The organism is Sphingorhabdus sp. (genome assembly GCF_041737645.1).
Classification (GTDB): Bacteria; Pseudomonadota; Alphaproteobacteria; order Sphingomonadales; family Sphingomonadaceae; genus Sphingorhabdus_B.
In genome coordinates this window covers 22,644-46,778 of the sequence record NZ_JBGSRI010000031.1, presented here as the reverse complement: position 1 = coordinate 46,778, position 24,135 = coordinate 22,644, and the positions used below count along the sequence as shown (strand labels likewise).

At 55.4% G+C, this 24,135-nt stretch carries 21 protein-coding genes, 2 tRNA genes and 1 pseudogene; 15 read left to right on the top strand and 9 right to left on the bottom strand.

Annotation, left to right across the window (positions count from 1 at the left end):
* Positions 1–117 precede the first annotated feature (117 nt).
* The 7 genes and pseudogenes from fusA to ACEW72_RS03790 all read right to left on the bottom strand — a co-directional run bounded on the left by fusA (position 118) and on the right by ACEW72_RS03790 (position 7,506).
* Positions 118–2,190: pseudogene (fusA, locus tag ACEW72_RS03820) on the bottom strand (elongation factor G).
* Between the two features lie 45 nt (positions 2,191–2,235).
* Positions 2,236–2,706: a 30S ribosomal protein S7 gene (gene rpsG / locus ACEW72_RS03815; RefSeq protein ID WP_373475051.1), complete on the bottom strand. Its 471-nt coding sequence runs from the start codon at positions 2,704–2,706 to the stop codon at positions 2,236–2,238.
* Between the two features lie 81 nt (positions 2,707–2,787).
* A complete protein-coding gene (gene rpsL / locus ACEW72_RS03810; RefSeq protein ID WP_143776737.1) occupies positions 2,788–3,159 on the bottom strand; it encodes a 30S ribosomal protein S12 in 372 nt (123 codons plus the stop codon).
* Between the two features lie 232 nt (positions 3,160–3,391).
* The gene (locus tag ACEW72_RS03805; protein WP_373475050.1) at positions 3,392–3,907 is read right to left on the bottom strand and encodes an isoprenylcysteine carboxyl methyltransferase family protein; all 516 of its coding nucleotides are present in this window, start codon (positions 3,905–3,907) and stop codon (positions 3,392–3,394) included.
* Positions 3,904–4,935, bottom strand: coding sequence for a type III polyketide synthase (locus ACEW72_RS03800; RefSeq protein WP_373475049.1), 1,032 nt, complete (start codon positions 4,933–4,935; stop codon positions 3,904–3,906). Before ACEW72_RS03800 ends, ACEW72_RS03805 begins: the two co-directional genes overlap by 4 nt.
* A 260-nt stretch (positions 4,936–5,195) precedes the next feature.
* Positions 5,196–5,561, bottom strand: coding sequence for an endonuclease domain-containing protein (locus ACEW72_RS03795; RefSeq protein ID WP_373475048.1), 366 nt, complete (start codon positions 5,559–5,561; stop codon positions 5,196–5,198).
* A gap of 571 nt (positions 5,562–6,132) precedes the next feature.
* The gene (locus ACEW72_RS03790) at positions 6,133–7,506 is read right to left on the bottom strand and encodes an alkaline phosphatase PhoX (protein WP_373475047.1); all 1,374 of its coding nucleotides are present in this window, start codon (positions 7,504–7,506) and stop codon (positions 6,133–6,135) included.
* Positions 7,507–7,611: 105 nt separating this feature from the next.
* Between ACEW72_RS03790 and gltX the strand changes: the two genes are divergently transcribed.
* The 8 genes from gltX to ACEW72_RS03750 all read left to right on the top strand — a co-directional run bounded on the left by gltX (position 7,612) and on the right by ACEW72_RS03750 (position 16,038).
* On the top strand, positions 7,612–9,105 hold the full coding sequence (gene gltX / locus ACEW72_RS03785; protein ID WP_373475046.1) for a glutamate--tRNA ligase: 1,494 nt from the start codon (positions 7,612–7,614) through the stop codon (positions 9,103–9,105).
* 35 nt (positions 9,106–9,140) lie between these two features.
* Positions 9,141–9,536, top strand: a complete 396-nt coding sequence (locus ACEW72_RS03780) for a GxxExxY protein (protein ID WP_373475045.1) — start codon at positions 9,141–9,143, stop codon at positions 9,534–9,536.
* A 63-nt stretch (positions 9,537–9,599) separates the two neighbouring features.
* Positions 9,600–10,286, top strand: a complete 687-nt coding sequence (gene ung, locus ACEW72_RS03775) for a uracil-DNA glycosylase (protein ID WP_373475044.1) — start codon at positions 9,600–9,602, stop codon at positions 10,284–10,286.
* Positions 10,276–11,310 (top strand): UDP-glucose--hexose-1-phosphate uridylyltransferase, encoded by a 1,035-nt coding sequence (locus tag ACEW72_RS03770; RefSeq protein WP_373475043.1) that lies wholly within the window; start codon positions 10,276–10,278, stop codon positions 11,308–11,310. The genes ung and ACEW72_RS03770 overlap by 11 nt, the downstream gene beginning before the upstream one ends.
* A complete protein-coding gene (gene galK, locus ACEW72_RS03765; protein ID WP_373475042.1) occupies positions 11,307–12,461 on the top strand; it encodes a galactokinase in 1,155 nt (384 codons plus the stop codon). The genes ACEW72_RS03770 and galK overlap by 4 nt, the downstream gene beginning before the upstream one ends.
* 72 nt (positions 12,462–12,533) lie before the next feature.
* A tRNA-Leu gene (locus ACEW72_RS03760) sits at positions 12,534–12,620 on the top strand.
* 373 nt (positions 12,621–12,993) lie between these two features.
* A complete protein-coding gene (locus ACEW72_RS03755) occupies positions 12,994–13,401 on the top strand; it encodes a DUF305 domain-containing protein (protein ID WP_373475041.1) in 408 nt (135 codons plus the stop codon).
* A gap of 276 nt (positions 13,402–13,677) precedes the next feature.
* The gene (locus ACEW72_RS03750) at positions 13,678–16,038 is read left to right on the top strand and encodes a heavy metal translocating P-type ATPase (RefSeq protein WP_373475040.1); all 2,361 of its coding nucleotides are present in this window, start codon (positions 13,678–13,680) and stop codon (positions 16,036–16,038) included.
* A 263-nt stretch (positions 16,039–16,301) separates the two neighbouring features.
* On the opposite strand, the gene ACEW72_RS03745 is transcribed toward ACEW72_RS03750, so the two are convergent.
* Together ACEW72_RS03745 and ACEW72_RS03740 are read right to left on the bottom strand one after the other, a co-directional pair.
* Positions 16,302–16,377: transfer RNA gene (locus tag ACEW72_RS03745), tRNA-Thr, on the bottom strand.
* A 130-nt stretch (positions 16,378–16,507) separates the two neighbouring features.
* Positions 16,508–17,320, bottom strand: coding sequence for a flagellin (locus tag ACEW72_RS03740; protein ID WP_373475039.1), 813 nt, complete (start codon positions 17,318–17,320; stop codon positions 16,508–16,510).
* Between the two features lie 225 nt (positions 17,321–17,545).
* On the opposite strand from ACEW72_RS03740, the gene fliE reads away from it, so the two are divergent.
* Genes fliE through ACEW72_RS03705 form a run of 7 tightly spaced genes read left to right on the top strand, consistent with a single transcriptional unit; the run spans position 17,546 to position 24,123 of the window.
* On the top strand, positions 17,546–17,881 hold the full coding sequence (gene fliE / locus ACEW72_RS03735; protein ID WP_373475038.1) for a flagellar hook-basal body complex protein FliE: 336 nt from the start codon (positions 17,546–17,548) through the stop codon (positions 17,879–17,881).
* 3 nt (positions 17,882–17,884) lie between these two features.
* Positions 17,885–19,534 carry a flagellar basal-body MS-ring/collar protein FliF gene (gene fliF, locus ACEW72_RS03730; RefSeq protein ID WP_373475037.1) on the top strand — a complete coding sequence of 550 codons (1,650 nt, stop codon included), beginning with the start codon at positions 17,885–17,887 and terminating at the stop codon, positions 19,532–19,534.
* Positions 19,527–20,546 (top strand): flagellar motor switch protein FliG, encoded by a 1,020-nt coding sequence (locus tag ACEW72_RS03725; protein ID WP_373475036.1) that lies wholly within the window; start codon positions 19,527–19,529, stop codon positions 20,544–20,546. Before fliF ends, ACEW72_RS03725 begins: the two co-directional genes overlap by 8 nt.
* Positions 20,539–21,099: a FliH/SctL family protein gene (locus ACEW72_RS03720; RefSeq protein ID WP_373475035.1), complete on the top strand. Its 561-nt coding sequence runs from the start codon at positions 20,539–20,541 to the stop codon at positions 21,097–21,099. Before ACEW72_RS03725 ends, ACEW72_RS03720 begins: the two co-directional genes overlap by 8 nt.
* Positions 21,096–22,427, top strand: coding sequence for a FliI/YscN family ATPase (locus tag ACEW72_RS03715; RefSeq protein ID WP_373475034.1), 1,332 nt, complete (start codon positions 21,096–21,098; stop codon positions 22,425–22,427). The genes ACEW72_RS03720 and ACEW72_RS03715 overlap by 4 nt, the downstream gene beginning before the upstream one ends.
* Positions 22,424–22,852 carry a hypothetical protein gene (locus ACEW72_RS03710; protein ID WP_373475033.1) on the top strand — a complete coding sequence of 143 codons (429 nt, stop codon included), beginning with the start codon at positions 22,424–22,426 and terminating at the stop codon, positions 22,850–22,852. The genes ACEW72_RS03715 and ACEW72_RS03710 overlap by 4 nt, the downstream gene beginning before the upstream one ends.
* Positions 22,849–24,123: a flagellar hook-length control protein FliK gene (locus ACEW72_RS03705; protein ID WP_373475032.1), complete on the top strand. Its 1,275-nt coding sequence runs from the start codon at positions 22,849–22,851 to the stop codon at positions 24,121–24,123. Before ACEW72_RS03710 ends, ACEW72_RS03705 begins: the two co-directional genes overlap by 4 nt.
* Positions 24,124–24,135 lie beyond the last annotated feature (12 nt).

The window sequence follows — 24,135 nt, the reverse complement described above, 5'->3', positions numbered from 1 at the left end:
GTCCGCTCAAATTTAGCTTTTGCCATTTTCTCAAACCTTCTTTCGATTAGGTAATATTTTGATCAGGTTGGACGAAGCCTGCTGAATCAGGCGCCGCCCTTAATCCGCTTTTGCCTATCAGGCAAGCTTCTCCTTGATTTCCGCCGCAACGTTCGACGGGACTTCATCATAATGATTGAAGAACATCGAATAATTGGCGCGTCCTTGTGTGAACGAGCGGAGCTGATTCACATAGCCGAACATATTGGCCAGCGGCACCATCGACTCAACAACCTGAGCGTTTCCGCGGCTGTCGGTACCCTGAATTTGGCCACGACGCGAGTTCATGTCACCGATAACGTCACCCAGATATTCTTCAGGAGAGACAACTTCGACCTTCATGATTGGCTCAAGTAATTTGATGCCTGCCTTTTGGGCAGCTTCACGCATACCTGCACGACCGGCAATTTCGAAGGCCAGCGCCGACGAGTCGACGTCATGGTAAGCACCGTCATACAAGATGATTTCGAAATCGATGATCGGGAAGCCTATGAGCGAACCTGATTCGGCAGTTTCGCGCATGCCCTTTTCAACAGACGGAATATATTCCTTCGGAATGTTACCGCCCTTGACTTCGTCCTTGAACGTCACACCGCTGCCGCGCTCGCCCGGTTTAACGGTGAACTTGATGCGGCCGAACTGACCCGAACCACCCGATTGCTTCTTATGGGTGTAATCGACATCAACTTCGCGTGCGAGATATTCGCGGTACGCAACCTGAGGCGCACCGACATTGGCCTCAACCTTGAATTCGCGGCGCATACGGTCAACGATGATGTCGAGGTGAAGCTCGCCCATCCCCTTGATGATCGTCTGACCCGATTCATGATCGGTCGAAACGCGGAACGAAGGATCATCAGCCGACAGACGATAAAGCGCGATGCCCATCTATTCCTGGTCAGCCTTAGTCTTTGGTTCCACTGAAAGTTCGATAACCGGATCAGGGAATTCCATCCGCTCAAGGATGATCGGGAAACGCTCGGCGCATAGTGTATCGCCGGTTGTGGTTTCCTTCATCCCTGCAAGCGCGATGATGTCCCCTGCAAATGCCTCGTCAACGTCCTTACGTTCGTTGGCGTGCATTTCGAGCATACGGCCGACTTTTTCCTTCTTGTCCTTAACCGAGTTCAGATAGGTGCCCTTGACGAGCGAACCTGAATAGATGCGGATGAAGGTGAGCGAGCCCACAAACGGGTCGTTCATGACCTTGAAAGCCAGTGCCGAGAACGGCGCTTCATCGGTAGGCGGACGGCTATCTGGCTCAAGCGTGTCCATGTGAACGCCCTGTACGTCTTCGATGTCGAGCGGCGAAGGCAGATAATCCACCACGGCGTCGAGCAAAGGCTGAACGCCCTTGTTCTTGAACGCAGAACCACAGCATACAGGCACAAATGACTGGTTCAGCGTACCCTTGCGGATCAGGGCCTTCAACGTTGCAACGTCAGGCTCATTACCTTCCAGATAGGCTTCCATCGCATCGTCGTCTTGCTCAACGGCAAGCTCGATGAGATCGCTGCGATATTTGGCGGCTTCGGCGGCCATGTCTGCGGGAATTTCTTCGAAGAAAAAGTCTGCACCCAAGCTTTCGTCTTTCCAGATGATCGCGCGATTCTGGACCAGATCAACCAGCCCCTTCAAATCAGCTTCGAGACCGATCGGAATATAAAGCACGGCAGGCTTTGCACCGAGGCGATCGATGATCGACTGCACGCAATATTTGAAGTTCGCACCGGTACGGTCGAGCTTGTTGATGAAGCACATGCGCGGAACGCCGTACTTGTCGGCCTGACGCCATACGGTTTCCGATTGCGGTTCAACACCGGCAACGCCATCAAAGCACGCAACCGCACCGTCGAGCACGCGCAGCGAGCGTTCAACTTCAATCGTGAAGTCAACGTGGCCTGGGGTGTCGATGATGTTGATCCGGTGATCGTTCCAGAAGCAGGTGGTCGCAGCCGACGTGATCGTGATGCCGCGCTCTTGCTCTTGCTCCATCCAATCCATGGTGGCCGCGCCATCATGAACTTCGCCGATCTTGTACGACTTGCCGGTGTAAAAAAGGATACGCTCGGTGGTCGTGGTCTTACCGGCGTCGATGTGCGCCATAATACCGATATTACGATACATACTCAGTGGATGGCTGCGTGCCATGATCGTTACTCCGAAGTGTGGACCGCCAATACGGTCCTGTTTAGGTTACCAGCGGTAATGTGCGAATGCACGGTTGGCTTCGGCCATACGGTGCGTATCTTCCCGTTTTTTGACAGCGTTGCCACGATTTGACGCAGCATCCATCAATTCACCGGATAGACGGGCGGCCATAGTGGTTTCGCTGCGGTTACGTGCCGCGCCGATTAACCAGCGGATAGCCAATGCCTGCGCGCGCTCTGGACGAACTTCGCAAGGCACCTGATAGGTCGCACCACCAACGCGGCGGCTGCGGACTTCGATGCCGGGCTTTACGTTATCAAGCGCTTCGTGAAAGGTCTGCAAAGGATCTTTCTTGGCGCGCGATTCAACGGTTTCTAGGGCACCATAAACGATACGCTCTGCTGCGGACTTCTTACCGTCCAGCATCAGGTTGTTCATGAATTTCGAAAGCACGATATCACCGAATTTGGGATCCGGCAGGATGATGCGCTTTTCGGGACGACGACGACGTGACATATTAAATTTCCTTTATCTCTGTAGACCGCTTGGCTGCACCGAAGCGCGCCAGACCGATCCGCCAATGGAAAGCTGTTCGAATTACTTCGGACGCTTTGCACCATATTTGGAGCGCGATTGCTTGCGGTCCTTGACACCCTGCGTATCGAGTACGCCGCGAAGAACGTGGTAACGCACACCGGGAAGATCGCGTACGCGACCGCCGCGGATCAGCACAACGCTATGCTCTTGCAGGTTGTGGCCTTCGCCAGGGATGTAGGAAATAACCTCGCGCTGGTTGGTCAGACGGATCTTCGCAACTTTACGCAAAGCCGAGTTCGGCTTTTTAGGGGTCGTCGTATAAACGCGGGTGCAAACGCCGCGCTTCTGTGGATTTTGGTCCATCGCAGGGACCTTGGACTTGGTCTTCTGCGGAGTCCGGCCCTTGCGGACCAGCTGGTTAATCGTTGGCATATCTTCACCTTTGTTAAGCGGTTACTTTAGGTGGCAAGGCGTTGTTGCGGTGGAGGCTCAGCCTTTGACCCACCCGACCTGACACATAATGTGCTAGCTATATTGATTTTTCACGACGCATTCGGGAATCACCCCCAAGACCGTCGAGAAGGCGCGCCATTAGCGCCGGATTGGTTTTGGGTCAAGGTTCAACAAAATAATATCATTTGAAACTGGAGGCCGCACGCACACCTTAAGGTTGCCGTTCGACCAGCGCCGCATTTTCAACGCGTATACGCCACCACAACAATGCCGCGTTCAGGACCGAAAATGTAATCGCCATCGCCGGCGCGCCGAGCAGCAGGGGCAGAAGCGCGATTTCGACGATCACCAGCGCATAATTAGGATGTTTGATAAACCGGTACGGCCCCTTTTTGACCCTTGGGAAGTGCGGGGCACTTATAATACGGGTGGTCCACCAGCGGCCGATACTCGCCAACGTCCAGAAGCGGAACGTCTGGCTGGCGATAAAAATGTTGAGGAGGAGCAGGCTGGGCTGATTTTCAGGAACTGCGAAAAGTGCGATCGATATCAGCCATCCGCCGTGCAATATGATAAACAAAGGATAATGGCGCTCCCCATGTTCCTGACCCCCTTCGGACAACAGGCGGCGGGTGTTCGCGTTGGCATAAACAAGCTCCGCCAGCCGTTGGATGACGACATAGGCAAACACGATCTGCGCCCATAATGGCCAATCGAGCAATGTCATGGCCGCAATACCCCCATTGCGCCGACAAAACCCGGTCCGAGCGCGGTCATCAACATCGGTTCGGTCATTGGCCCCTTTGCCAACAAGCGCTCCAGAACGAACAAAACGGTAGGCGAGCTCATATTCCCGTGGTCACGCAGGATCGCGCGCGTTTCGTTCAAATCGTCGCCGATATAGTCGGCCAACGCATCAACGACGCGGCCACCCCCGGGATGGCATGCCGGTTCCGCCATATCCGCCTTGTCCAACCCTTGCCCGGCCAGAAACGCATCGCAGGTCGGCGCGAAATGGCTGTTCACAAATTGCGGAATATTGCGCGAAAGCACGAGATCAAAGCCCGTATCGCCAATTTCCCACCCCATCATGTCAAGCGTGTCCGGCCACACATGGCTGGCGAAAGCCGATATTTCGGGACCCGCTCCGTCGCCAATGACAATGGCGGCACAACCGTCGGCAAAAAGCGCAAGCGCCACCATATCCTTTTTGTCCATCCGGCTATGGTCATAAGCAATGCTGCACAGTTCGAGGCTGACGAGCAAGACCGGCTTATCGGGCGATGCGCGATACAGGTCGGCGGCAACGCCAAGTCCGATGACGCCGCCCGCACAGCCATAGCCGAATAAGGGCACGCACCGTGTATCCGGGGCAAAGCCCATTGTCGCGATCATCCGGCTCGGCAGGCTGGGCGTCATGGTCCCGGTAGTCGAAACAAAAACAATTTGGCCAATGTCGGCGGCGGTTAAGCCAGCCTTTTGAAGCGCCCGCGTCGTTGCCACCTGAAACATTTGGGACGCCGATTCCTGATACACCCGGGCGCGGTCAGGCCATGATCTTTCGGAAAAATAATATTCCGGCGGCATCGCGATGTGGCGTTGCAGTATTCCGGTATTACCAAGAATATCTGCCAGCCGCGGCGGCAAGTTCTTGCCTTTGGCCTGCGCGAGAATTTCCAGAACCTGTTTTTGGGTAATAGGATGTGCAGGCAAAGCCGTGCCAACGGCACGCAAACGGGGGGAGAGGGGCATCATAAGTTCCAAAGGTTACACAGGCCGGTGGCAAAGAGCCAGCGATCATATAGCAATAGAAGCGATAAACATAGCACTACAATGTATGTGATTGTAAGATTTGCTTTTTGGAAATGGATGAGGTTCGCGCTCCAACTCCCCCTCTCCACTTCGTCTAATGGCTAAAGCCATAAGACTACGTACCTCTCCCCTGAAGGAGAGAGGGAAATGGCGCTTGGCCTCTCTCCTTTAGGGGAGAGGATACGGAGCCTTGGCCGCAAGGCCTAGGCGCAGTTGGAGAGGGGTTCGACGGTGAGGTTGGCGCTAATCGTCGCCAGTACATTCTCTCTATTCTGCAACACATCCCGGTTCGAAAAACGCAAAACGCGATAGCCTCGACTTACGAGATAGCGTGTCCGTTTTGCGTCATATTCCAATCGCGAGCCGTGCGTATCGCCATCAATTTCGACCACCAGCATCATTGGCGAACGGCACGCAAAGTCGGCAATATAGGGTCCAATAACCACCTGCCGACGGAATTTTGCACCGTTGAGTTGATCAGATTTCAAACGAGCCCACAAAGCGCGCTCAGGCGGCGTAGCCTCCCGCCGCATATGCTTAGCTCTTTCAATAAGAGTTTGATTTCTCATTATTTATGGATAGAAATTTTGCGACATAAATCAAAGCAAAAAAAGGTCGAGCTCCGACTCCCCCTCTCCACTTCGTCTAAAGGGGAGAGGTAGAAAGCACCTTACCTCTCCCCTTTAGGGGAGAGGATACGAAGCCTTGGCCGACAGGCCTAGGCGCAGTTGGAGAGGGGCTACAACGGTGAGGTCAGTGCCCCAACTCCCCCTCTCCACTTCGTCTAATGGCTAAAGCCATAAGACTACGTACCTCTCCCCTGAAGGAGAGAGGAAAATAGCGAACAACTCTATCCCGACACGCGTCCCTGTTTGGCGTGCCACGACAGGGCGAAAATCGAAAACGGCTGGGGACTGTCCCCACGTCTTCAATACGCTGTGAAAATTTTACCTGCTCCGTTCATTTGATGTTCCAGATCATACTAAACGGAGTTTTAATTATGCCAGCAAACGATCACATATTAACAAAATTGGCAAAATCGAAGAGACGCAAGCGGCTCTCATCGAAAGATCGTGATGCACTGGCGCGCTCGCATCATACTTGCCCGTGCATGGACCCGGCTATTGGGAAACTTGAACCCTAACCCGACACGCGTCCCCAAGGCCCCTTGATCGCCAGCGTCATCGTCGGTTCGTACAGGTTCACGAACAGCGTTGTTCCATCGGGAGAAAAACAGCCACCAGCGAATTCTGTCTGCACCCGGCTTCGGGCGATCATATAAGTTTGACCTTTGCCATTGACGCCGCGCAAATGGTTGGCGGTAATATCGGTATATTGGTCTTCACACACCAGCAGATGGCCGTTGGGCATAACGGCCAGATTATCTCCGTAATTATAAAAAGCGGGATTGGTCGATTCCATATACAGGTCAATCATACCCGGCGCATCGGTTTCACCAGACGATCCCTCGTCCACCGAAGGAACATAACGAAAAATCTGGCCGTACTTCCCCGCCCCGCCATTGGTGCAGGCAAAGAACAGCTCCCCTTTGCCCCAGAAAATTCCCTCGCCACGCGCAAAAAGGGTCGCACCTTTGGCAGAACCCTGTTTCCGCAAATCATCATTCGGGCTTTCAGGGTCGGATAACGGTATCCAGCGCACTTTATATTGCCTGCCTTTACCAACCTGCGCCTCGGCCCAGTTGCGCGAATCTGTGATATCGGTTTCGGCAAAGGCCAGCGCTTCCAGCCGCCCGCCCTTGGCATAATCGCCTTTTTGGTTGGGCAAAAACCGGTACAATAATCCATCGCCGCGATCTTCAGTCAGATAAGCGATGCCTGTGCGGGGGTCGACGCACGCAGCCTCATGGTTGAAACGGCCCATATCCTTCAGCGGCACGGGGTCGGCGAGGCCTCTGGTTCTTGGCGAAACTTCAAAAATATAACCATGATCCTTGCCCACGCCGTTGCCGGCGCGGGTCACATTTTCTTCGCAGCTTAGCCAACTGCCCCATGGTGTGATGCCGCCCGAACAATTGCGGATTGTCCCCGAAAGGCTAAGCCATTCCGCCTCCCGCTGGCCGGTTTTCATATCGTAGATTAAGGTCGTTGTGCCACCCGGCAAGGGCCGGGATTTATCATCGGCCATTCTGTCATAGGTTAAAAAACCCGACGGAACCTTGCCCGTAAATGGACCAGATCCATATTCATCGACGCTCAATTCATGGTTGCGGACAAGGGCAATCTTGCCCTTCCCCAAGTCAATCGCCCCCATGCCGTCGGCGGCATTTGGAACCAGAAAACCGTCGTCCATGACATTGCCGAGCCGCGATATAACCCGATAATCGAAGCCCTTTGGCAGATCGATCAGATTATCAGGATCGGGCACCAACGGCCCGTAGCCTGTAACCTCGTTCATACCGGCGACAGGAGCCTGCCCGATCAACCGTGCGGTAAGTCCGGCAAAGGCAATGCTGCCAAGGCCAAAACCCAATTGGCGGCGGGTCAAGTTCATGAAAGGCTCCTCAAATTTGCACGCCGCAGGCTGCACCCGAAAGATGACAATGCCGTTTCACCTTGATAGAGCGCTGGCAAATCAAACCAAAGGCTTTTGTTACCCATGACCGTTCGTACCCGCGTAGCGCCCTCGCCCACTGGCGACCCCCATGTCGGCACCGCTTATATTGCGCTGATCAATTATTGCTTTGCCAAGAAACATGGCGGCGAATTTCTGCTGCGGATCGAAGATACCGATCAGGCCCGTTCAACACCGCAATCGGAAAAGATGATATTGGATTCGTTGCGCTGGCTGGGGCTTAGCTGGGACGAAGGCCCCGATGTCGGTGGCCCGCACGGACCTTATCGCCAGTCCGAACGCAGCGCGATCTATACCGAACATTGCGACCGGCTGCTCGCTGATGGCCATGCGTTCAAATGCTATTGCACATCGGAAAAACTGACGGCCATGCGGCGGCACCAGATTGCCGCAAAACAGCCTCCGAAATATGATGGCACCTGCCTGTCGTTGACCGATGCCGATCGCGCCAAGCTGGATGGCGAAGGGGTTAGCCATGTTGTCCGCATGAAGATCCCGACCGAAGGCAAATGCATCGTTCAGGATACCCTGCGCGGCGAAATCGAATTCGAATATGCCGTTGTCGATATGCAGGTGCTGATGAAATCCGACGGGTTGCCGACCTATCATCTGGCCAATGTCGTTGACGACCATCTTATGGGCATCACCCATGTCATGCGCGGCGAAGAGTGGATTTCTTCGGCACCGAAGCATTTGCTGTTGTATCGATATTTCGGCTGGGAGCCTCCAGTGCTGACGCACCTCCCCTTGTTACGCAATGCCGATAAATCCAAGCTGTCCAAGCGCAAAAACCCTACGAGCATCCTGTTCTATCAGCGCGCCGGGTATTTGCCGCAGGCCATGCAGAATTTCCTAGGGCTTTTCATCAAGAGCGCGAGCGAAGAGGATGAAAAAACGTCACTGCAGGACCTGATCGATGGTTTTGACGTCCATAATATCTCGCTGGGCGGACCCGTGTTCGATACCTCGAAACTCGACTGGCTCAATGGCCGGTATTTACGCGAAGAACTGGACGTTACGCAGTTTCTTGATGCGGTAAAAGCATGGGCGTTGAACGACGCGTATCTGACACCTATTGCTGAAATGGCGCAGGCGCGGATTACCAAATTGTCCGATTTGGGCGGGCTTGTTGGCATGTTCTTCATGAACCGCATCGATGGCCTGACCGCAGAGGCGCTGCGCGACGGCGTGAAGATCGAGCAGGATCAGCAGCGTGCGGCCTATACACTGGCGCTGCAGCAATTTGACGGGCTGATCGAATGGAACAAGGAGGGTGTGGAAGCCACCTTGCGCCGCACCGCCGAAGTGCTGGAAGCCAAGCTGAAGGATGTGATCCGGCCAATGTATATCGCCATCACCGGCCAACCGCAGGGTGTGCCGTTGTTCGATGCCATCGTCCATCTTGGCCGCGACATCATCCGCGAACGCCTTCGCCACGCCATGGAGCTTTTGGGTCCGGCGAGCAAGAAAGAGGTTGAGGCCTGGGCGGCGTTGCTTTTGAGGTCAGCGTCGGAATGATGTAAAAGAGGTGGGAGAAGGCGAGAGCCGGTTTTGTGAAGACAGATCTTGCAAACATTGAGGCGCTGATTCAGTTGACCTTCAACTTGGGTTTGGAAATTCATCGGGACGTCGGGCCGGGTTTGATCGAATCCGTCTATGAAAGAGTGTTGGCAGATCGACTGACTCAATGTGGGGTAAAAGTCGACCGGCAACAGCCGGTCCATGTCGACATTTATGGCAAAAGATATGACGATGCGTTTAGGTATGACTTGCTTTTGAGCAACGTCTTTCTGGTGGAAGTAAAATCGCTCGAAAAACTGGGTCCGATCCACCGCAAACAGGTACTGACATATATCAGGCTAATGAACCTTCCGTTTGGCCTGTTGCTCAATTTCGGCTGTGCAATGTTCAAAGACGGCATGCAGCGTATCGGAAACGACCGACATTAATGACCCATACCGCGTCCTCCCCTTCTCTCGTCTCTTTTACGAGATTTACGAGAGCTGCATCCCATGCCTGACATCCAACTGCACGAAAGCTGGAAAACGCCGCTGCTGTCTGAATTTTCTTCAGACTATATGGCGGCGTTGAAGCAGTTTCTGCAGTCGGAAAAGGCAGCCGGCAAGACCATTTACCCCAAGGGCAGTGAATGGTTTCGGGCGCTTAATCTGACGCCGCTCGACAAAGTGCGGGTGGTCATTCTCGGGCAGGATCCTTATCACGGTCCGGACCAGGCGCATGGCCTTTGCTTCAGCGTGCGGCCCGGTGTCCGGCCGCCGCCCAGCCTGCTGAATATCTTTAAGGAACTCGAAAGCGATCTGGGACTGCCCCGTCCGCGCCATGGCTTTCTGGAGCATTGGGCGCGGCAGGGGGTGTTGCTGCTCAACAGCGTATTGACCGTGGAAATGGCGAAGGCCGCTTCGCACAGTCAAAAAGGGTGGGAGCGGTTTACCGATGCGGTCATAAAGCTGGTCAATGACAAGCCGGACCCGGTCGTGTTCCTCCTGTGGGGCAGCTATGCCCAGAAAAAGGCGGCATTTGTGGACGCAACGCGGCATCTGGTTTTGAAGGCGGCGCATCCCTCGCCTTTGTCGGCGCATAAGGGCTTTCTGGGGTGCCGCCATTTTTCGCAAGCCAACGCCTTTTTGGAAAAGCACGGACAATCCCCCATAGACTGGAGCCTGCCTGATGTCCTTTGATGACCAGCCGCACCGGCGGTTCAATCCGCTTAACGGACAATGGGTACTCGTATCCCCGCATCGGGCGAAGCGGCCCTGGCAGGGGCAGCAGGATGAACCGGACAACGCCGTGCGTCCGGCCTATGACCCCGGATGCTATCTGTGCCCCGGCAATGAACGGGTCGGCGGCGTGGCCAATCCGGACTATGCGGACGTTTTTGTTTTCGACAATGATTTTGCTGCGCTCATGCCCGGCGATGATGTGCCCGAGGATAAGGGCAGTTCGCTGTTTCAGTCGGCGGCGGCGAACGGCACTTGCCGCGTCATCTGTTTCTCGCCCGATCATGGCAAAAGCCTGCCCGAACTGCCCGTGACCGCTATCCGACATTTGGTTGATGTCTGGGCCGAGCAGGAAGCGGAGCTGGCGAAATCCCATGCCTATGTGCAGATTTTCGAAAACAAGGGCGCGATGATGGGCTGTTCGAGCCCTCATCCCCATGGCCAGATCTGGGCGACGGACTATGTCCCTGCCGAGCCTCATCAGGAGGATATTAAACAAAAACAATGGCTTAAAGAACATGGGTCACCGATGTTACTGGCTTATGCCGAAGCGGAACGCGCCGACGGCAGCCGCACCGTGGCCGCCAACGCCCACTGGCTGGCGGTCGTCCCCTATTGGGCAAGCTGGCCCTACGAGGTCCTCCTCCTACCCCTTTTTGCCGCTCCAAGCTTCAGCCGAGTCAACAAACTGCAACGCAACGCCCTCGCCGAAATCCTCAAATCCATCACCACAGCCTATGATAATCTGTTCCAAACCAGCTTCCCCTATTCGATGGGATGGCATATTGCGCCGTCGGCAAAGCAGTATGAACCGCACTGGCAATTGCACGCCCATTTCTACCCGCCACTCCTGCGATCGGCGAGCGTCCGCAAATTCATGGTCGGCTATGAAATGTTGGCCGAGGCGCAGCGTGATCTGACCCCAGAAACCGCCGCCGCACAACTTCGGGCACAAAGCCCTATCCACTACCGGAGCGAAGCATGACCCCCGCCGACACCGCCCTGCGCCAACGCGTAACCTCTGCCTTCACAACACATTTTGGAGAACAGCCCCTTTGTGTCGTCCGTGCGCCGGGCCGCGTCAATCTGATCGGGGAGCATACAGACTATAATGACGGCTTTGTCCTGCCCTGCGCCATCGGCCCTGCGACCATGGTCGCCGCCAGCGCCCGCTCCGACGGCAAAGTAAATGTCATCGCCGCCGATTTTGACGGCGCGACGGACAGTTTTGCGCTGGACGACATTACTCCTGCCACACAAGGCTGGGCCAATTATGTTCGCGGCATGGTCGACGCCCTAAAAAAAGCGGGGCTTCCCTTGATCGGCGCCGACCTTGCGATAGCAGGCAATTTACCTAAAGGGGCCGGCCTGTCATCTTCGGCATCGCTGGAGGTCGCGGTGGGGCAGGCCATGCTTGCGCTTACCGACACATCGATCGACCGCACCCGCCTTGCACAAATTGCACAGGCGGCGGAGTGTGATTTTGTCGGCACCCAATGCGGTATCATGGACCAGCTTATTTCGGCCCAGGGCAAGGCGGGGAATGCGTTGCTGATTGACTGCCGATCGCTGAACCTGACCGACGCGCCGGTACCCGATGACATGGCCATTATGATCGTTCATTCCGGCGTCACGAGGGGTCTGGTGGATGGCCACTATAATGAACGCCGCCGTCAATGCGAAGCTGCTGCAAAGGCAATGGGGGTAGCAGCCTTGCGTGATGCCGACATGGATCTGCTGAACGCCGCCACGTTGGACCCCACAACCCGCGCCCGCGCCCGCCACGTCATTGGCGAAAACCAGCGGACACTTGATGCAACAGTGGCGCTCTCCAACGGCGACCTCGCAACGCTTGGCGATTTAATGGCGCAAAGCCATGCGTCGATGCGCGACGATTTTGAAATCACGGTCCCTGCCATCGACCAACTTGTAGCTGTATTGCAAACAGCGATAGGACCTCAAGGCGGCGCACGGATGACCGGCGGCGGCTTTGGGGGTGCCTGTGTTGCGATACTTGCAGCAGAACAGGTTCACCATGTGCGCGCTGCGGTTGAACAGGGGTATCGAACACCCGACGGCAGCCCTGCGCTCATACTGATCGAACGCCCTGGCCCCGGCGTTTCAATTTTAAGTTAAATAATGCGTTATGCGCCCCGCTTTGGATTGACATCAGCAATCGAAAGCCGCTAAGCGCGCCGCCTACCCCGTGCCCAGATGGCGGAATTGGTAGACGCACCAGCTTCAGGTGCTGGCGCTGGTAACGGCGTGGAGGTTCGAGTCCTCTTCTGGGCACCATTTTGTGGGCGCGGTACCGCTTGGCCCTTTCCCCCGTCAGCATTCAATAGACAGATTGGTGTTGTAAATTAGGTGAATGTTTTGGTTTCATTGTAGTGACTGTAAGAAACGAAGATGAGAGCAAAACACTGAAAAGCCCCCTGCGACAATGTAACGGTATTTAGATTTGTTTCTTGCCACAAACGTAGGCGAGCCCTCGGAACCAATGGGTTTCAGTTTAGTTAGCTTATTTGAGTGACGTCCATAGGCTGTCGCCGCTCGCCCAATCGAGCATCTTCGTGAGCCTTGACCGACTGGAAGTAAAATCTTCCGACCATTTTGGGCGTATCCAGTTGAGTTTCTACCAGCTGGCAGAACAAATAAGGAAATTTTCATGAAATTTTATTTTATAGCAGCCGCTGCATTTACTTTATCATCTCCAGTGTTGGCGCAACAGGCGCCGATGCCACCCATGGACCACAGCAAAATGGACCATAGCAAGATGCCTATGGAACAGTCAGACATGATGGCGATGATGAATGATCCCAATAATCCGTATGGTGCGACCGAGATGGAAATGCACAAAAAAATGATGATGGCAAAGCAGGGACTTCCATCGGAATTGTGGACACGCAAAATGATTGAACATCATCGTGGCGCCATCGCTATGTCGCGTGTGGCGCTTGAGAAGGCAACAGACAAGCAAACGCGCAATATGGCGCAAATGACAATTACGACACAAACGCGGGAAATAGCGAAAATGCAGGCATGGCTGAAAAGCCACGATAAACCTGCTCAATAAGCTAGTCTGACATTGCAACTGAAATAAAAGCCCATCGGACTTGATCATATCAGTGACATGGGCTGGCCGTTTGTCGCGTTACTCGACATACTGTCGGCCAGCGTCGTTTGTAGGCCCGATTAGCCACAATTAGAGCCGCGTAGTAGCGGCAAAGAGCATAGACATCAATTCTAACCAACTATGTTTTTGCCGACGGGAATGATAAACAATTGATCGGGCCGAATAGGCACAGGTGTAAATGGCATCGGCGCTTTGCTCCACCCTTAGGTAAAAGATATGCCATCTGGAAATTCTCATACTGCCCCAGCATTATCGTCCACGGGAATACCTGACGATGCTGCAAGCCTAAACTCTGCATTTGATCCCGTCTGCGGAATGAAGGTTGATCGTGCGACCACCGCGCATCATGCTACGCATGTCGGCGCTCATTATCATTTTTGCAGCGCGGGGTGTCTGGCTAAATTCACGGCGGAGCCCACCAAATATCTCGCTGGCGCTCCATATACGGAAGTGACTGCTGCACCCGGTGCGATGTGGACCTGCCCGATGCACCCCGAAATTCGCCAGCAGGATCCGGGAACTTGCCCGATTTGCGGGATGGCGCTGGAACCCGAAGAGCCATCGCTAGATGATGCGCCGAACCCGGAGCTAGTCGACTTCACGCGGCGCTGGTGGGTGTCGGCTGCACTGGCAGTGCCGTTGCTAATCCTGACGATGGGAACCGAATTTTTAGGATTGCACCTTGTTGACCCCGCCTACTCGCCGTGGATTCAGTTGGCGCTGACCGCACCGATTGTCTTGTGGGCTGGCTGGCCGTTCTTCACGCGCGGGTGGACGTCGATTATTACGCGCAAACTCAATATGTTCACGCTTATCGCTGTTGGCGTTGGCGCAGCATTCTCATATAGCGTGGTTGCGACGTTCGCGCCGGGTCTGTTTCCAGATACCTTTAGAATGCACGGCGGCACGGTGCCTGTTTATTATGAAGCGGCTGGCGTGGTCGTGGCGCTGGTGTTGCTTGGACAAGTGTTGGAGCTTCGAGCAAGAGCGGCAACCGGCAAGGCAATCCGTGCATTGCTCAATCTCGCGCCAAAGACTGCGCGACGGATCAATGCCGACGGCACCGAAACCGAGATTCCTTTAGCCGACGTCCATATGGGCGACCGCCTGCGCGTGCGTCCGGGCGAAGCCGTTCCGGTCGACGGTGTTGTGGTCGAAGGACGTTCATCGGTCGATGAGTCGATGCTCACGGGTGAACCACTGCCAGTTGCCAAGGAAGCGACAAGCGCGCTGACCGGCGGCACGGTCAACGGCACAGGCAGCCTTGTGATGGAGGCACAAGCGGTCGGCAGCGACACCATGCTCGCGCGGATCGTCCGCATGGTGGCCGAAGCGCAGCGCAGCCGCGCACCGATACAGGCAGTGGCAGACCGGATTTCAGGATGGTTTGTGCCGTTGGTGATCGCTATTGCCATACTGTCCTTTGCGGTCTGGAGCCTTGTCGGCCCCGAACCGCGTATCGGCCATGCGCTTCTGAATGCGATTGCCGTCCTCATAATAGCATGTCCGTGTGCGTTGGGGCTGGCAACGCCGATGTCGATCATGGTTGCAACTGGACGCGGCGCGCACGCGGGCGTGCTGGTCAAACATGCTGAAGCACTCCAAGCGTTCGAGAAGGTCGATACGCTCGTTATCGACAAGACTGGAACGCTGACCGAAGGGAAGCCCAAGCTCGCAGCCATCCAGACAATTGGCGGGATGGACGAGAATGAATTGCTGGTTCTTACGGCATCGGTGGAGGCGCGCTCAGAGCATCCGCTGGCCCATGCGATTGTGGGCGCAGCGAACGAGCGCAAGCTGGAACTTGGCGAGCCGGAAAATTTTGAGGTTCAAGTCGGCGCAGGGATTAGCGCAACTGTAGCCGGGCGCGCCGTTGTAATCGGCAACGCTGCGCAGATGAAGAGCATTGGAGTCGATCCGACACCGCTTAACGACGCTGCGGAAGCAAGACGCCGCGAAGGCGCAGGGGTTATGCTCATTGCTGTCGATGGGAAACTTGCCGGACTCGTTGCTGTAGCTGATCCTATTCGTGCAAATGCCCGCGAATCTATCGAAGCGCTGCGCAAACAGGGCCTGCGCGTCATCATGCTGACAGGAGACAATCCGACGACCGCACAAGTTGTTGCCGACGCCGTGGGCGGCCTCGACGGTGTTCACGCAGAACTTAAACCCGACGACAAAGCACGCATCGTTGGCGAACTCAAAGCGACGGGCGCAACGGTTGCAATGGCCGGTGACGGGATTAACGATGCCCCGGCACTGGCCGCCGCCGACGTAGGTCTTGCGATGGGGACCGGCACGGATGTTGCGATTGAAAGCGCAGGAATCACACTTACCAAAGGCGATCTCGCAGCCGTTGTCCGCGCGCGCGCGTTAGCCAAAGCGACGATGCGCAATATCCGGCAAAACTTGTTTTTCTCTTTCCTTTTCAACGGTATCGGCGTTCCGGTCGCGGCGGGCGTTCTTTATCCTGTTGCTGGTATATTGATGTCTCCGATGTTTGCGGGCGCTGCAATGGCCTTGTCATCGTTCACAGTTGTAATGAATGCCTTAAGGCTCAATCGCGTGAAACTTTGAAAAATCAAATGACAATGCCATCAACGTCGCTTGAAAATCACCGGAGTCTGACGTCCACTTATTTGCTCGTCACTTTATGCTCAGAATGACCGCAGCTGGGCGCAAAGCTGTCATTCCGCGATACCTTCAAATGCCAGTGCTCTTGTATTGGATCGCATCAGCGCAGACTACACCACACTTTTTAGCTGCTTGCCCCGTGCTTGCCTGAATAATAAATTGGCCCGTCTCATTCCAAAAACTATAGCGTAAGCTGTTGAAAAATATGGTGCCGCCTATAGGATTCGAACCTACGACCCCCGCATTACGAATGCGATGCTCTACCAACTGAGCTAAGGCGGCGATGGCTTTTGGCCACGGCGGTTCGCATAGACATCTGTGGCCATGAATTCAAGCGTCCTTTGCCAACATAAAAAACCCCGGTGGCGAACCACCGGGGTAGGTTTTTGCTAGGTTTGTCCCGAAGGCGTTATTAACGCAGCAGGTTCAATACGCCCTGCTGGCTCTGGTTGGCCTGCGCCAACATTGCGGTCGAGGCCTGGCTCAGGATCTGTGCCGACGCAAGCTTGGTCGATTCAGCCGAGAAGTCAGCGTCTTGAATACGCGATTTTGCTTCCGTCAAATTGGTGGCGGTTGACGTCAAATTGTTGACAGTTGCGTCCAGACGGTTCTGTACGGCACCGATGTCGGCACGTTGTGTTGCAACAGTGTCGATGGCGGTGTCGAGCAGGTTCAGAGCTGTGCTAGCACCTGCAGAAGTCGACAAGTCGACGGCACCGATGCCAAGGCCAGCTGCTGTCATTGCAACAAGGTCAATGTCAACAGTTTCGCCGCTTTCAACGCCGGTCTGGATGCTGATTGTCTTTGCGGCGTCGATAAGGACGGTGCCGTTAAAGTCGGTACGCGAAGTGATGTCGCCGATCTGGGCAACCAGTGCGGTGGCTTCAGCGGCGATGGCGGTACGGTCAGATGCAGCGGACGTGCCGTTGGCAGACTGAACGGCCAATTCACGCATACGAACGAGGATATTCGAAATCTCGCCCATCGCGCCTTCAGCGGTCTGCGCCAAAGAAATACCGTCATTGGCGTTACGTACGGCTTGGTTCAAGCCACGGACTTTTGCATCCATACGGGTCGAAATGGCGAGGCCTGCGGCATCGTCTTTCGCTGCATTGATGCGCTTGCCGCTCGACAAACGCTCCATTGCCTGCCCAAGATCCATATTCGCCATACGCGAAGCATTCTGAGCGCGAAGTGCGCTGACATTTGTGTTGACTACGGTCATGATAAATCCTTTTGCTGTCTCTCAATTGGGGCAGCCCTAATCGACGAGCAGCCTCGGAAAGCAGTAACGGCGGAACCCCGCCCAGCTTTAATCCATCATCGTCGGAATATTGGCGGGGGGTATATTTTACGCATCTAAAATATTGTTAATCATAGCTTTATATCAATTTGGCACGGCCATTGCTTATAAACCCGTATAGGCAATTCCGCCTTCGGACCAAAGCATATGTCGACCATTGACCAGAGCCGGTTGCTGCAAATGCGTTCAACAATCCTGAGCCAGAACGGGGCGCTGCAACGTGCCGCCGGGCGTGGTGTAGATACAAGCGAGACTGTCGCCCAAGCCCCTTTTGCCAAGACCATGACCGATGCGCTGCAAGTGGTGAATTCGCAGCAAAGCAAAGCAAGTGAATTATCCGCATCTTACGAACGCGGCGAAACGCACGACATCGTCTCGGTAATGGTCGAACGCCAAAAGGCCTCCATAGGCTTTGAAGCAACGATGCAGGTCCGCAACAAATTATTGTCTGCATATCGCGACATCATGAATATGCCGGTTTAATCGATGGCCGATAACCAGATACTTTCTGCTGAAGCTGTGCCTGCGGGCGGTCAAATGACCCGCTTTGCCACGCCCTCCACCTCGGGTGGCTTTGGCGCGTTGCGCGATATTACGAGCCAGCCCGCCGTCCGCAAGGCACTTCCAGCGCTCGCATTAACCGCGGCCGTTGGCATTGCCGCGATTTCCTATTTTGCGTTGGCCACGCCTGCCCAAGCCCCATTGTTCCAAGGATTGGCGGAAGGCGATAAAGCTGCGGTCGCCGATGCTTTGCAAGCGTCGGGTATTAGTTACAGCCTTGACCCGGGCACTGGCGCGATTTCGGTTGATGCCGGTAAAATCCATGAAGCCCGGATGCTGTTGGCAGGGCAAGGGTTGCCCAAAGCATTGCCGTCAGGCGATGCTGTGATTGCGTCCTTACCGATGGGGTCGAGCCGCGCCGTCGAAGGCGAAACGCTGCGCGGCGCGCGTGAAGCCGACCTCGCCCGCACCATAGAGGCCATCGATGCTGTAAAGACAGCGCGGGTTCATCTCGCCATGCCTGAACCCAGTGTATTCGTGCGTGAAGCACGCGAACCAGCGGCTTCAGTCATGCTGACATTGCAGCAAGGTCGCAGCCTGTCCGATGCACAGGTTCGCGCGATCCGTCATCTTGTCGCATCGTCCGTACCCGGACTTGCCGCCGATTCTGTTTCGGTAATCGACCAGAGCGGCGCACTTATATCGTCACCCACCGGCAGCGCTGACCAGGAAATGTTCCAATTGCAAATGCAAATGGAAGAGCGATATCGCCAGGCAGTGGTCACGCTGCTAACCCCGATCGTCGGGGCCGAAAATTTCTCGGTAGAAGTCCATGCCGATGTTGATCCGAGCGAAACGCAATCCACTCGCGAGACCTTTCCAAAAGATGATCGCGCGTTGCGAAGCGAAGAAGGTAATAAAAGCACGCAAAGTGCTTCGACGCCGGGAGCAGTGGGCATTCCTGGCGCATTATCAAACCAGCCGCCCCCTGCAAGCCAGTTAACCAATACACCGCCCGGCCAGACCGCCCAGCCAAATGAAGGTGACAGCCAAAGCGAAGAGACTTACACGCGCAACTTTGATGTGGGTCGGGAAATTGCAGTAACGCATCAGCCGCAGGGAAATTTGCGGCGGTTATCTGTCGCTGTAGCCTTGCGTGACGTAAAGGGTCAGAAAAAGCCGAGTGCCGCCGACGTCGCCGCACTTGAGGCTTTGGTTAAAGGCGCAGTTGGCTTTAGCACCGAACGCGGCGATCTGGTGGCAATATCATCGCGGCCTTTTGCCGAACAAGCAGAAGCAGTTGTCAATTTCTGGGACGAGCCTTGGTTCTTTCCGCTTGTTCAGCAAATTGGGGCCGTCCTGGTCGCCATTCTCGCCTTTATATTTATCGGACGGCCTTTGATGAAAGCCGCCAAGGGCAAGATGGCTGCGGCAAAAGAGCAAGCAGAAGTAGAGCAGAAATTGCTGGCAGCGACCGGCCAGCCGAGAGTTTCAAATCAAGTGACAATCGAAATGATCGAAGCTGCACCAAGTTATGAAGCGCGGGCCAATCTCGTTCGTTCCTTTATCCGTCAAGACCCCGAGCGTGCTGCGCTTGTCGTGCGCCAGATGATTCAGGAGCGGGCAAATGGATGAGGATCTTCCGCCCCCCGCTCCCGGTATCAGCGGCGAATTGTCAGCGGCCATTTTGATGATGTTGCTGGAAGACGGCGATGCCACTACAATTTTGCAGCATCTGGCGCCCGACGAAGTAAAGGCCCTTGGTAAAGGTATGTTCGAAGCATCCAGCGCCAACGAAAATGATGTCGAAAAAGCGTTGGAAAGCTTCGTTGCCAGCAACCGCGATCTTTCGGCTTTAGCAGTCGGTGCACCGGTACGTATCCGCGATATGATGCACAAAGCCCTCGGAAATGTGCGGGCAGGCAACATATTGTCCGAAATCGAACCGCAATCCAGCGCCCCTTCGCTCGACATTTTGCGATGGATGGACGCGGCATCGATATCCGAGCTGGTCGCATCCGAGCATCCCCAGGTTGCCGCAGTTATCCTTTCCGTCTTGACCCCTGAAGTTTCGGCGGTAGCAATTTCCTCACTTGATGAGGCAACCCAAACCGATCTGCTTTTCCGGTCGGCAAATTTACGTTCGATCCCGGCCGAAGCCATCGAAGATCTGGAAGCGATCTTGATGAACTACACCAGTGGCAAAGCACACGCGCCCGATGTGGCGTTGGGTGGCCGTCCCGAGGTGGCCCGTATCGTTAAGAACCTTCCGAGAGCAGCCGCGGAGAAATTGCTTCGTTCGCTCCGGAAAAAGGATCGTTTGCTTGCGGATGCCATTGAAGAAGAGATGTTTGTATTCGACGATCTGGCAGCGCTCGATGCCAAGGCACTTGGTACTATTCTCCGAAATGTCGATTCGGACCAGATTGCCTTGGCCGTAAAAGGGGCCAGCGATCTGTTGGGCGAGAAAATGCTCGGCACACTTTCGGCGCGCGCCGCGCAAACAATTCGGGACGACATTGCCGACATGGGTCAGGTCAAACGCGCCGATGTCGAGACCGCCCAAAAGGCAGTCATTGCCGTCGCCCGGCAAATGGCGGCATCGGGCGAAATCTCGATGGGCGGAAAAAGCGACGATTATGTCTGACGCCCCGAAAAGAATTTCGTTACTCGCGGCTACGTCGCAAGGGTCTGCATTTCGTGCAGGTTCTTTGCCCACGGCTGTGCAAAATGTTAAGCGGGTCCCAGATGAATATGCACGGGGCCTTGCCGATGGGCAACAAATGGCAGAAGCTGCGTTTGACGCAGAACGCACCGCGATGCAAAGACTGCTTGCCAGCGCGCAAGCCTTTCAGTCCGATGCAGGGCCGGAACTTTCGCTGCTGCTTCGTGAAACTGTTGTCCGGCTCGTCAGTCAAATTACCGATGGCGTGACAATCGATGAAACCCTTTTGAACAAGCAGATTGCGCGTGCAGTCGACATCATTACCGAAGCGGATGAAGCCCGGCATATATTGTTACATCCCGACGATGCCGCACTTGTTGGCGACACAATCGGAAAGCTGGCCGTTCGCAGCGACCCTAGCCTGCCCCGCGCGATGGTCCGTATCGAATGTTCGCAAGGGTGGATTGAGCATGGTGTTGCACTGGGCATGGACCGGTTGCGCGAATTGTTGCATTGCGAAGGGATGGCCGCATGACCGCCCGCATCGCCCAGGCCGCACGTTCGATATTTGAATCGCTGCATTTGGAGGCTGCTACGCCCCGACGTGTGGGCTCGCTGACCGCTTGCAAAGGCCAATTCCTCGAAGCCGCAGCTTTCCCATATCCCGTGGGTACAGCGGTGAGTATCGCACAAAATGGCGGTGGTTTTGTAACCGGCGAAGTCGTCGGGTTTCGCGGTAACAAAAGCATTATCCAACCATTTTCGCAGCGGCTGTCGGTCGCGACCGGTGCCCGGGTTTTTCCATGTGGCCGCCATGACCATATTGCTTGTGGCGATGGATTGCTTGGCCGCATCATCGACGCGCAAGGTGTGCCGCTGGATGGTCGACCTTTAACCGGCTGCCACGAAAGCTGGCCCATCACCGGCGTGGCGTCTAGCCCCCTTGTGCGTGGCCGCATCACCCGCCCAATTGATTGCGGCGTCCGCGCGATCAATGGCCTTTTGACGATTGGCGAAGGCCAGCGTGTGGCCGTGATTGCAGGTTCGGGTGTCGGCAAGTCGGTCCTTATGGGGCAGATTTTAGAAGGTATTGATGCCGATGTCATCGTTACTGGGCTGATTGGCGAGCGCGCGCGCGAAGTCAGTGATTTTATCGAAACCAAACTGACACCCCGCATTGCATCCAAATCGGTGGTTGTCGCCGTCGCTGCTGACCATTCGCCGTTGTTGCGTTTACGAGCTGCAATGCGTGCGACCGCCATCGCCGAATATTTCCGCGCGCAAGGCAAAAAAGTCTTGTTGCTTATCGACAGCCTGACCCGCGTCGCCCATGCCCAACGCGAAATCGGCCTGGCCTTGGGTGAGCCGCCGACAATGAAGGGTTACACCCCGTCATCACTGGCGCTGATACCGCAACTGGTTGAACGCGCGGGCATTGACAGCCGCACGGGTGGTTCAATAACCGCCATCTACACCGTGCTGGCCGATGGCGGCGACCTTGAAGATCCTATTGTTGACGCGGCCCGGGCGATTGTTGACGGGCATATCGTTTTGTCGCGGACGTTGGCTGAGAACGGGACTTTCCCCGCCATTGATGTCGCTCGTTCCCTGTCCCGTATCATGCCCGATATTGTCGATGCCGAACACATGGCGGCAGCCGCCCATTTTCGTCAGCTTTGGTCAACCCATGAACAGAATCGCGATTTGCTCCTCATGGGTGCGTATACCGCAGGGAATGATGCTGTGCTTGACGATGCCATCGCAATGCACGGCGACATGCTGAATTATATCAGTCAGCCTATGCAGAGCTCAATCCATTTCAACGCATCGCGTGATGCGCTATTGCAAGGGTTCGGCGCATGACACGCAATTTAGAACGCCGTGCCAGGATTGTCCGTATTCGAACCGCCGAAAGCCGGATCGCCCAGATGGAACTTGCACAGGCCAAGGGCAGCGCGAACCAGATACGGTCCATCGTTGACCGGATTGTTGCCTTGAACAATGAAAATGTTGCCGCATCGGGTGCGACCGACGGGATGTCGCTTGCCGCCATTTCGGAAACAAGAGCGCGCCTCGACACCGCCCTTAAGGCAACGGCAGCGCCTCTGGAGCACGCAATACAGCGCGTCAACCGCCAGCAAACTTATAGCGTATACTCCGAAATGAGGGAGCAAGGCGCACGCCGCTTGCTTGAAAAAGCAGAGCGTGAAAGCGCCCGCCAAAGCGAACTCAAAGCAGCAAATTCGCGCTGCCACCCCAAACAAGAAACGAGCGGCGACGAACAATGAACGTGAACACGATCCAAAGCATCAACACCCCGCCGAGCAAGGCGATGCCGCACGCCAGCGGCACAGAGGCCGCATTGGACTTTGTGGCGTTGATCGAAAACGCACCCAAAAATATTGCCCAAAGCAGCCTTGCCAAATCCGCAATGCCCGACGCGTCCGAGATGCTCCCCGCTCCCGCCGGGGCCGATGCCAAAGTTGCCACTTCAGCACCTGTAGTAGCGGCTGCGCTTATTGCGTTCGCGCCAAAGGCCGCAGCGGTAACGCCTTCATTTGCGAAGGCCAATTCCGAACCTTCTGCGCCAACGCCGACTAATGTTGCGCCTTTGACAGTGAAGGATTCAGGCGAGCGCTTCACCGCCGACATCGGCAAACGCTCCGCTTTGGATGAACCGGTAACGGCCACGCAAGACGGAGAATCTCCAAGAGTGCCGACTAAGCCAGATATGCAGATTCCCAAAAGGGTGCCGGATCAACTTGCCGGGTCGCTGATCGCTTTAACAAAAAACATTGATATCGGACATTCTGAAGATGAATCGCGGGATCAGGTGGATACACCATCAAGCGAACTTCCTGCGACACTTGTACAAACGGTCGCTCAACCGGCCAATTCTGGTCCCTTGAGGATCGCCACAGCCGATTTAGCTCCTTCAAAGAGCGAGTCGCCACAGGACATGAAAGCCGTCCTGCCCCGGGGCGACAACGGCCATGAAAAAATCGCATTTGCTACGGCAGAAATACAATCCAAATCGCACCCTGTCGAACAACCGGTAACGCCGTTTTCTATGCAGGTGCCAACACCGACGGCTGCGGCTCCCTCAACATTGACTGCGCCTTTATTTGCGACACCTGATGTCTTCTCCACACAACAGCTTGATCTTGCCCGTGACACACAGTGGATCGAACAACTTACGCGTGAAATAGTGTCGGTTGCCGGACAAGATGGCAAGCTGCGATTTGGGTTGGCCCCTGACGGTTTGGGCCAATTGGAAGTCATGGTCGAAACGCAACAGGATGGCGTGAATATCCAGTTTCAGACCAGCACCGAAAATGCTGCCAAAATCATTGCAGCTGAACAGCCCAAATTACTGGAAGAATTACGCCAATCTGGGGTTCGGGTTACCAATAGCGACTTGATGGCTGGCCACCAGATGCAGGGGCAGCGCGATCAGTCCCGAAATCCTAACCCTGCATGGCAAACGCCATCCAGCCAACCCAATCGACACACTCCCTCATCCAAACCTGATACGTCGCATAGCGGACGTTTTGCTTAAGAAAGAACCGGA

Coding starts and splice junctions, on each gene's coding strand:
- ACEW72_RS03740 (WP_373475039.1), bottom strand. CDS start 17,320: ATGACCGTAGTCAACACAAATGTCAGCGCACTTCGCGCTCAGAATGCT.
- ACEW72_RS03750 (WP_373475040.1), top strand. CDS start 13,678: ATGCCATCTGGAAATTCTCATACTGCCCCAGCATTATCGTCCACGGGA.
- ung (WP_373475044.1), top strand. CDS start 9,600: ATGCCTGACATCCAACTGCACGAAAGCTGGAAAACGCCGCTGCTGTCT.
- ACEW72_RS03710 (WP_373475033.1), top strand. CDS start 22,424: ATGACACGCAATTTAGAACGCCGTGCCAGGATTGTCCGTATTCGAACC.
- ACEW72_RS03725 (WP_373475036.1), top strand. CDS start 19,527: ATGGATGAGGATCTTCCGCCCCCCGCTCCCGGTATCAGCGGCGAATTG.
- ACEW72_RS03770 (WP_373475043.1), top strand. CDS start 10,276: ATGTCCTTTGATGACCAGCCGCACCGGCGGTTCAATCCGCTTAACGGA.
- rpsL (WP_143776737.1), bottom strand. CDS start 3,159: ATGCCAACGATTAACCAGCTGGTCCGCAAGGGCCGGACTCCGCAGAAG.
- gltX (WP_373475046.1), top strand. CDS start 7,612: ATGACCGTTCGTACCCGCGTAGCGCCCTCGCCCACTGGCGACCCCCAT.
- ACEW72_RS03715 (WP_373475034.1), top strand. CDS start 21,096: ATGACCGCCCGCATCGCCCAGGCCGCACGTTCGATATTTGAATCGCTG.
- ACEW72_RS03805 (WP_373475050.1), bottom strand. CDS start 3,907: ATGACATTGCTCGATTGGCCATTATGGGCGCAGATCGTGTTTGCCTAT.
- ACEW72_RS03755 (WP_373475041.1), top strand. CDS start 12,994: ATGAAATTTTATTTTATAGCAGCCGCTGCATTTACTTTATCATCTCCA.
- fliF (WP_373475037.1), top strand. CDS start 17,885: ATGGCCGATAACCAGATACTTTCTGCTGAAGCTGTGCCTGCGGGCGGT.
- rpsG (WP_373475051.1), bottom strand. CDS start 2,706: ATGTCACGTCGTCGTCGTCCCGAAAAGCGCATCATCCTGCCGGATCCC.
- ACEW72_RS03720 (WP_373475035.1), top strand. CDS start 20,539: ATGTCTGACGCCCCGAAAAGAATTTCGTTACTCGCGGCTACGTCGCAA.
- ACEW72_RS03790 (WP_373475047.1), bottom strand. CDS start 7,506: ATGAACTTGACCCGCCGCCAATTGGGTTTTGGCCTTGGCAGCATTGCC.
- ACEW72_RS03705 (WP_373475032.1), top strand. CDS start 22,849: ATGAACGTGAACACGATCCAAAGCATCAACACCCCGCCGAGCAAGGCG.
- fliE (WP_373475038.1), top strand. CDS start 17,546: ATGTCGACCATTGACCAGAGCCGGTTGCTGCAAATGCGTTCAACAATC.
- ACEW72_RS03800 (WP_373475049.1), bottom strand. CDS start 4,935: ATGATGCCCCTCTCCCCCCGTTTGCGTGCCGTTGGCACGGCTTTGCCT.
- galK (WP_373475042.1), top strand. CDS start 11,307: ATGACCCCCGCCGACACCGCCCTGCGCCAACGCGTAACCTCTGCCTTC.
- ACEW72_RS03795 (WP_373475048.1), bottom strand. CDS start 5,561: ATGAGAAATCAAACTCTTATTGAAAGAGCTAAGCATATGCGGCGGGAG.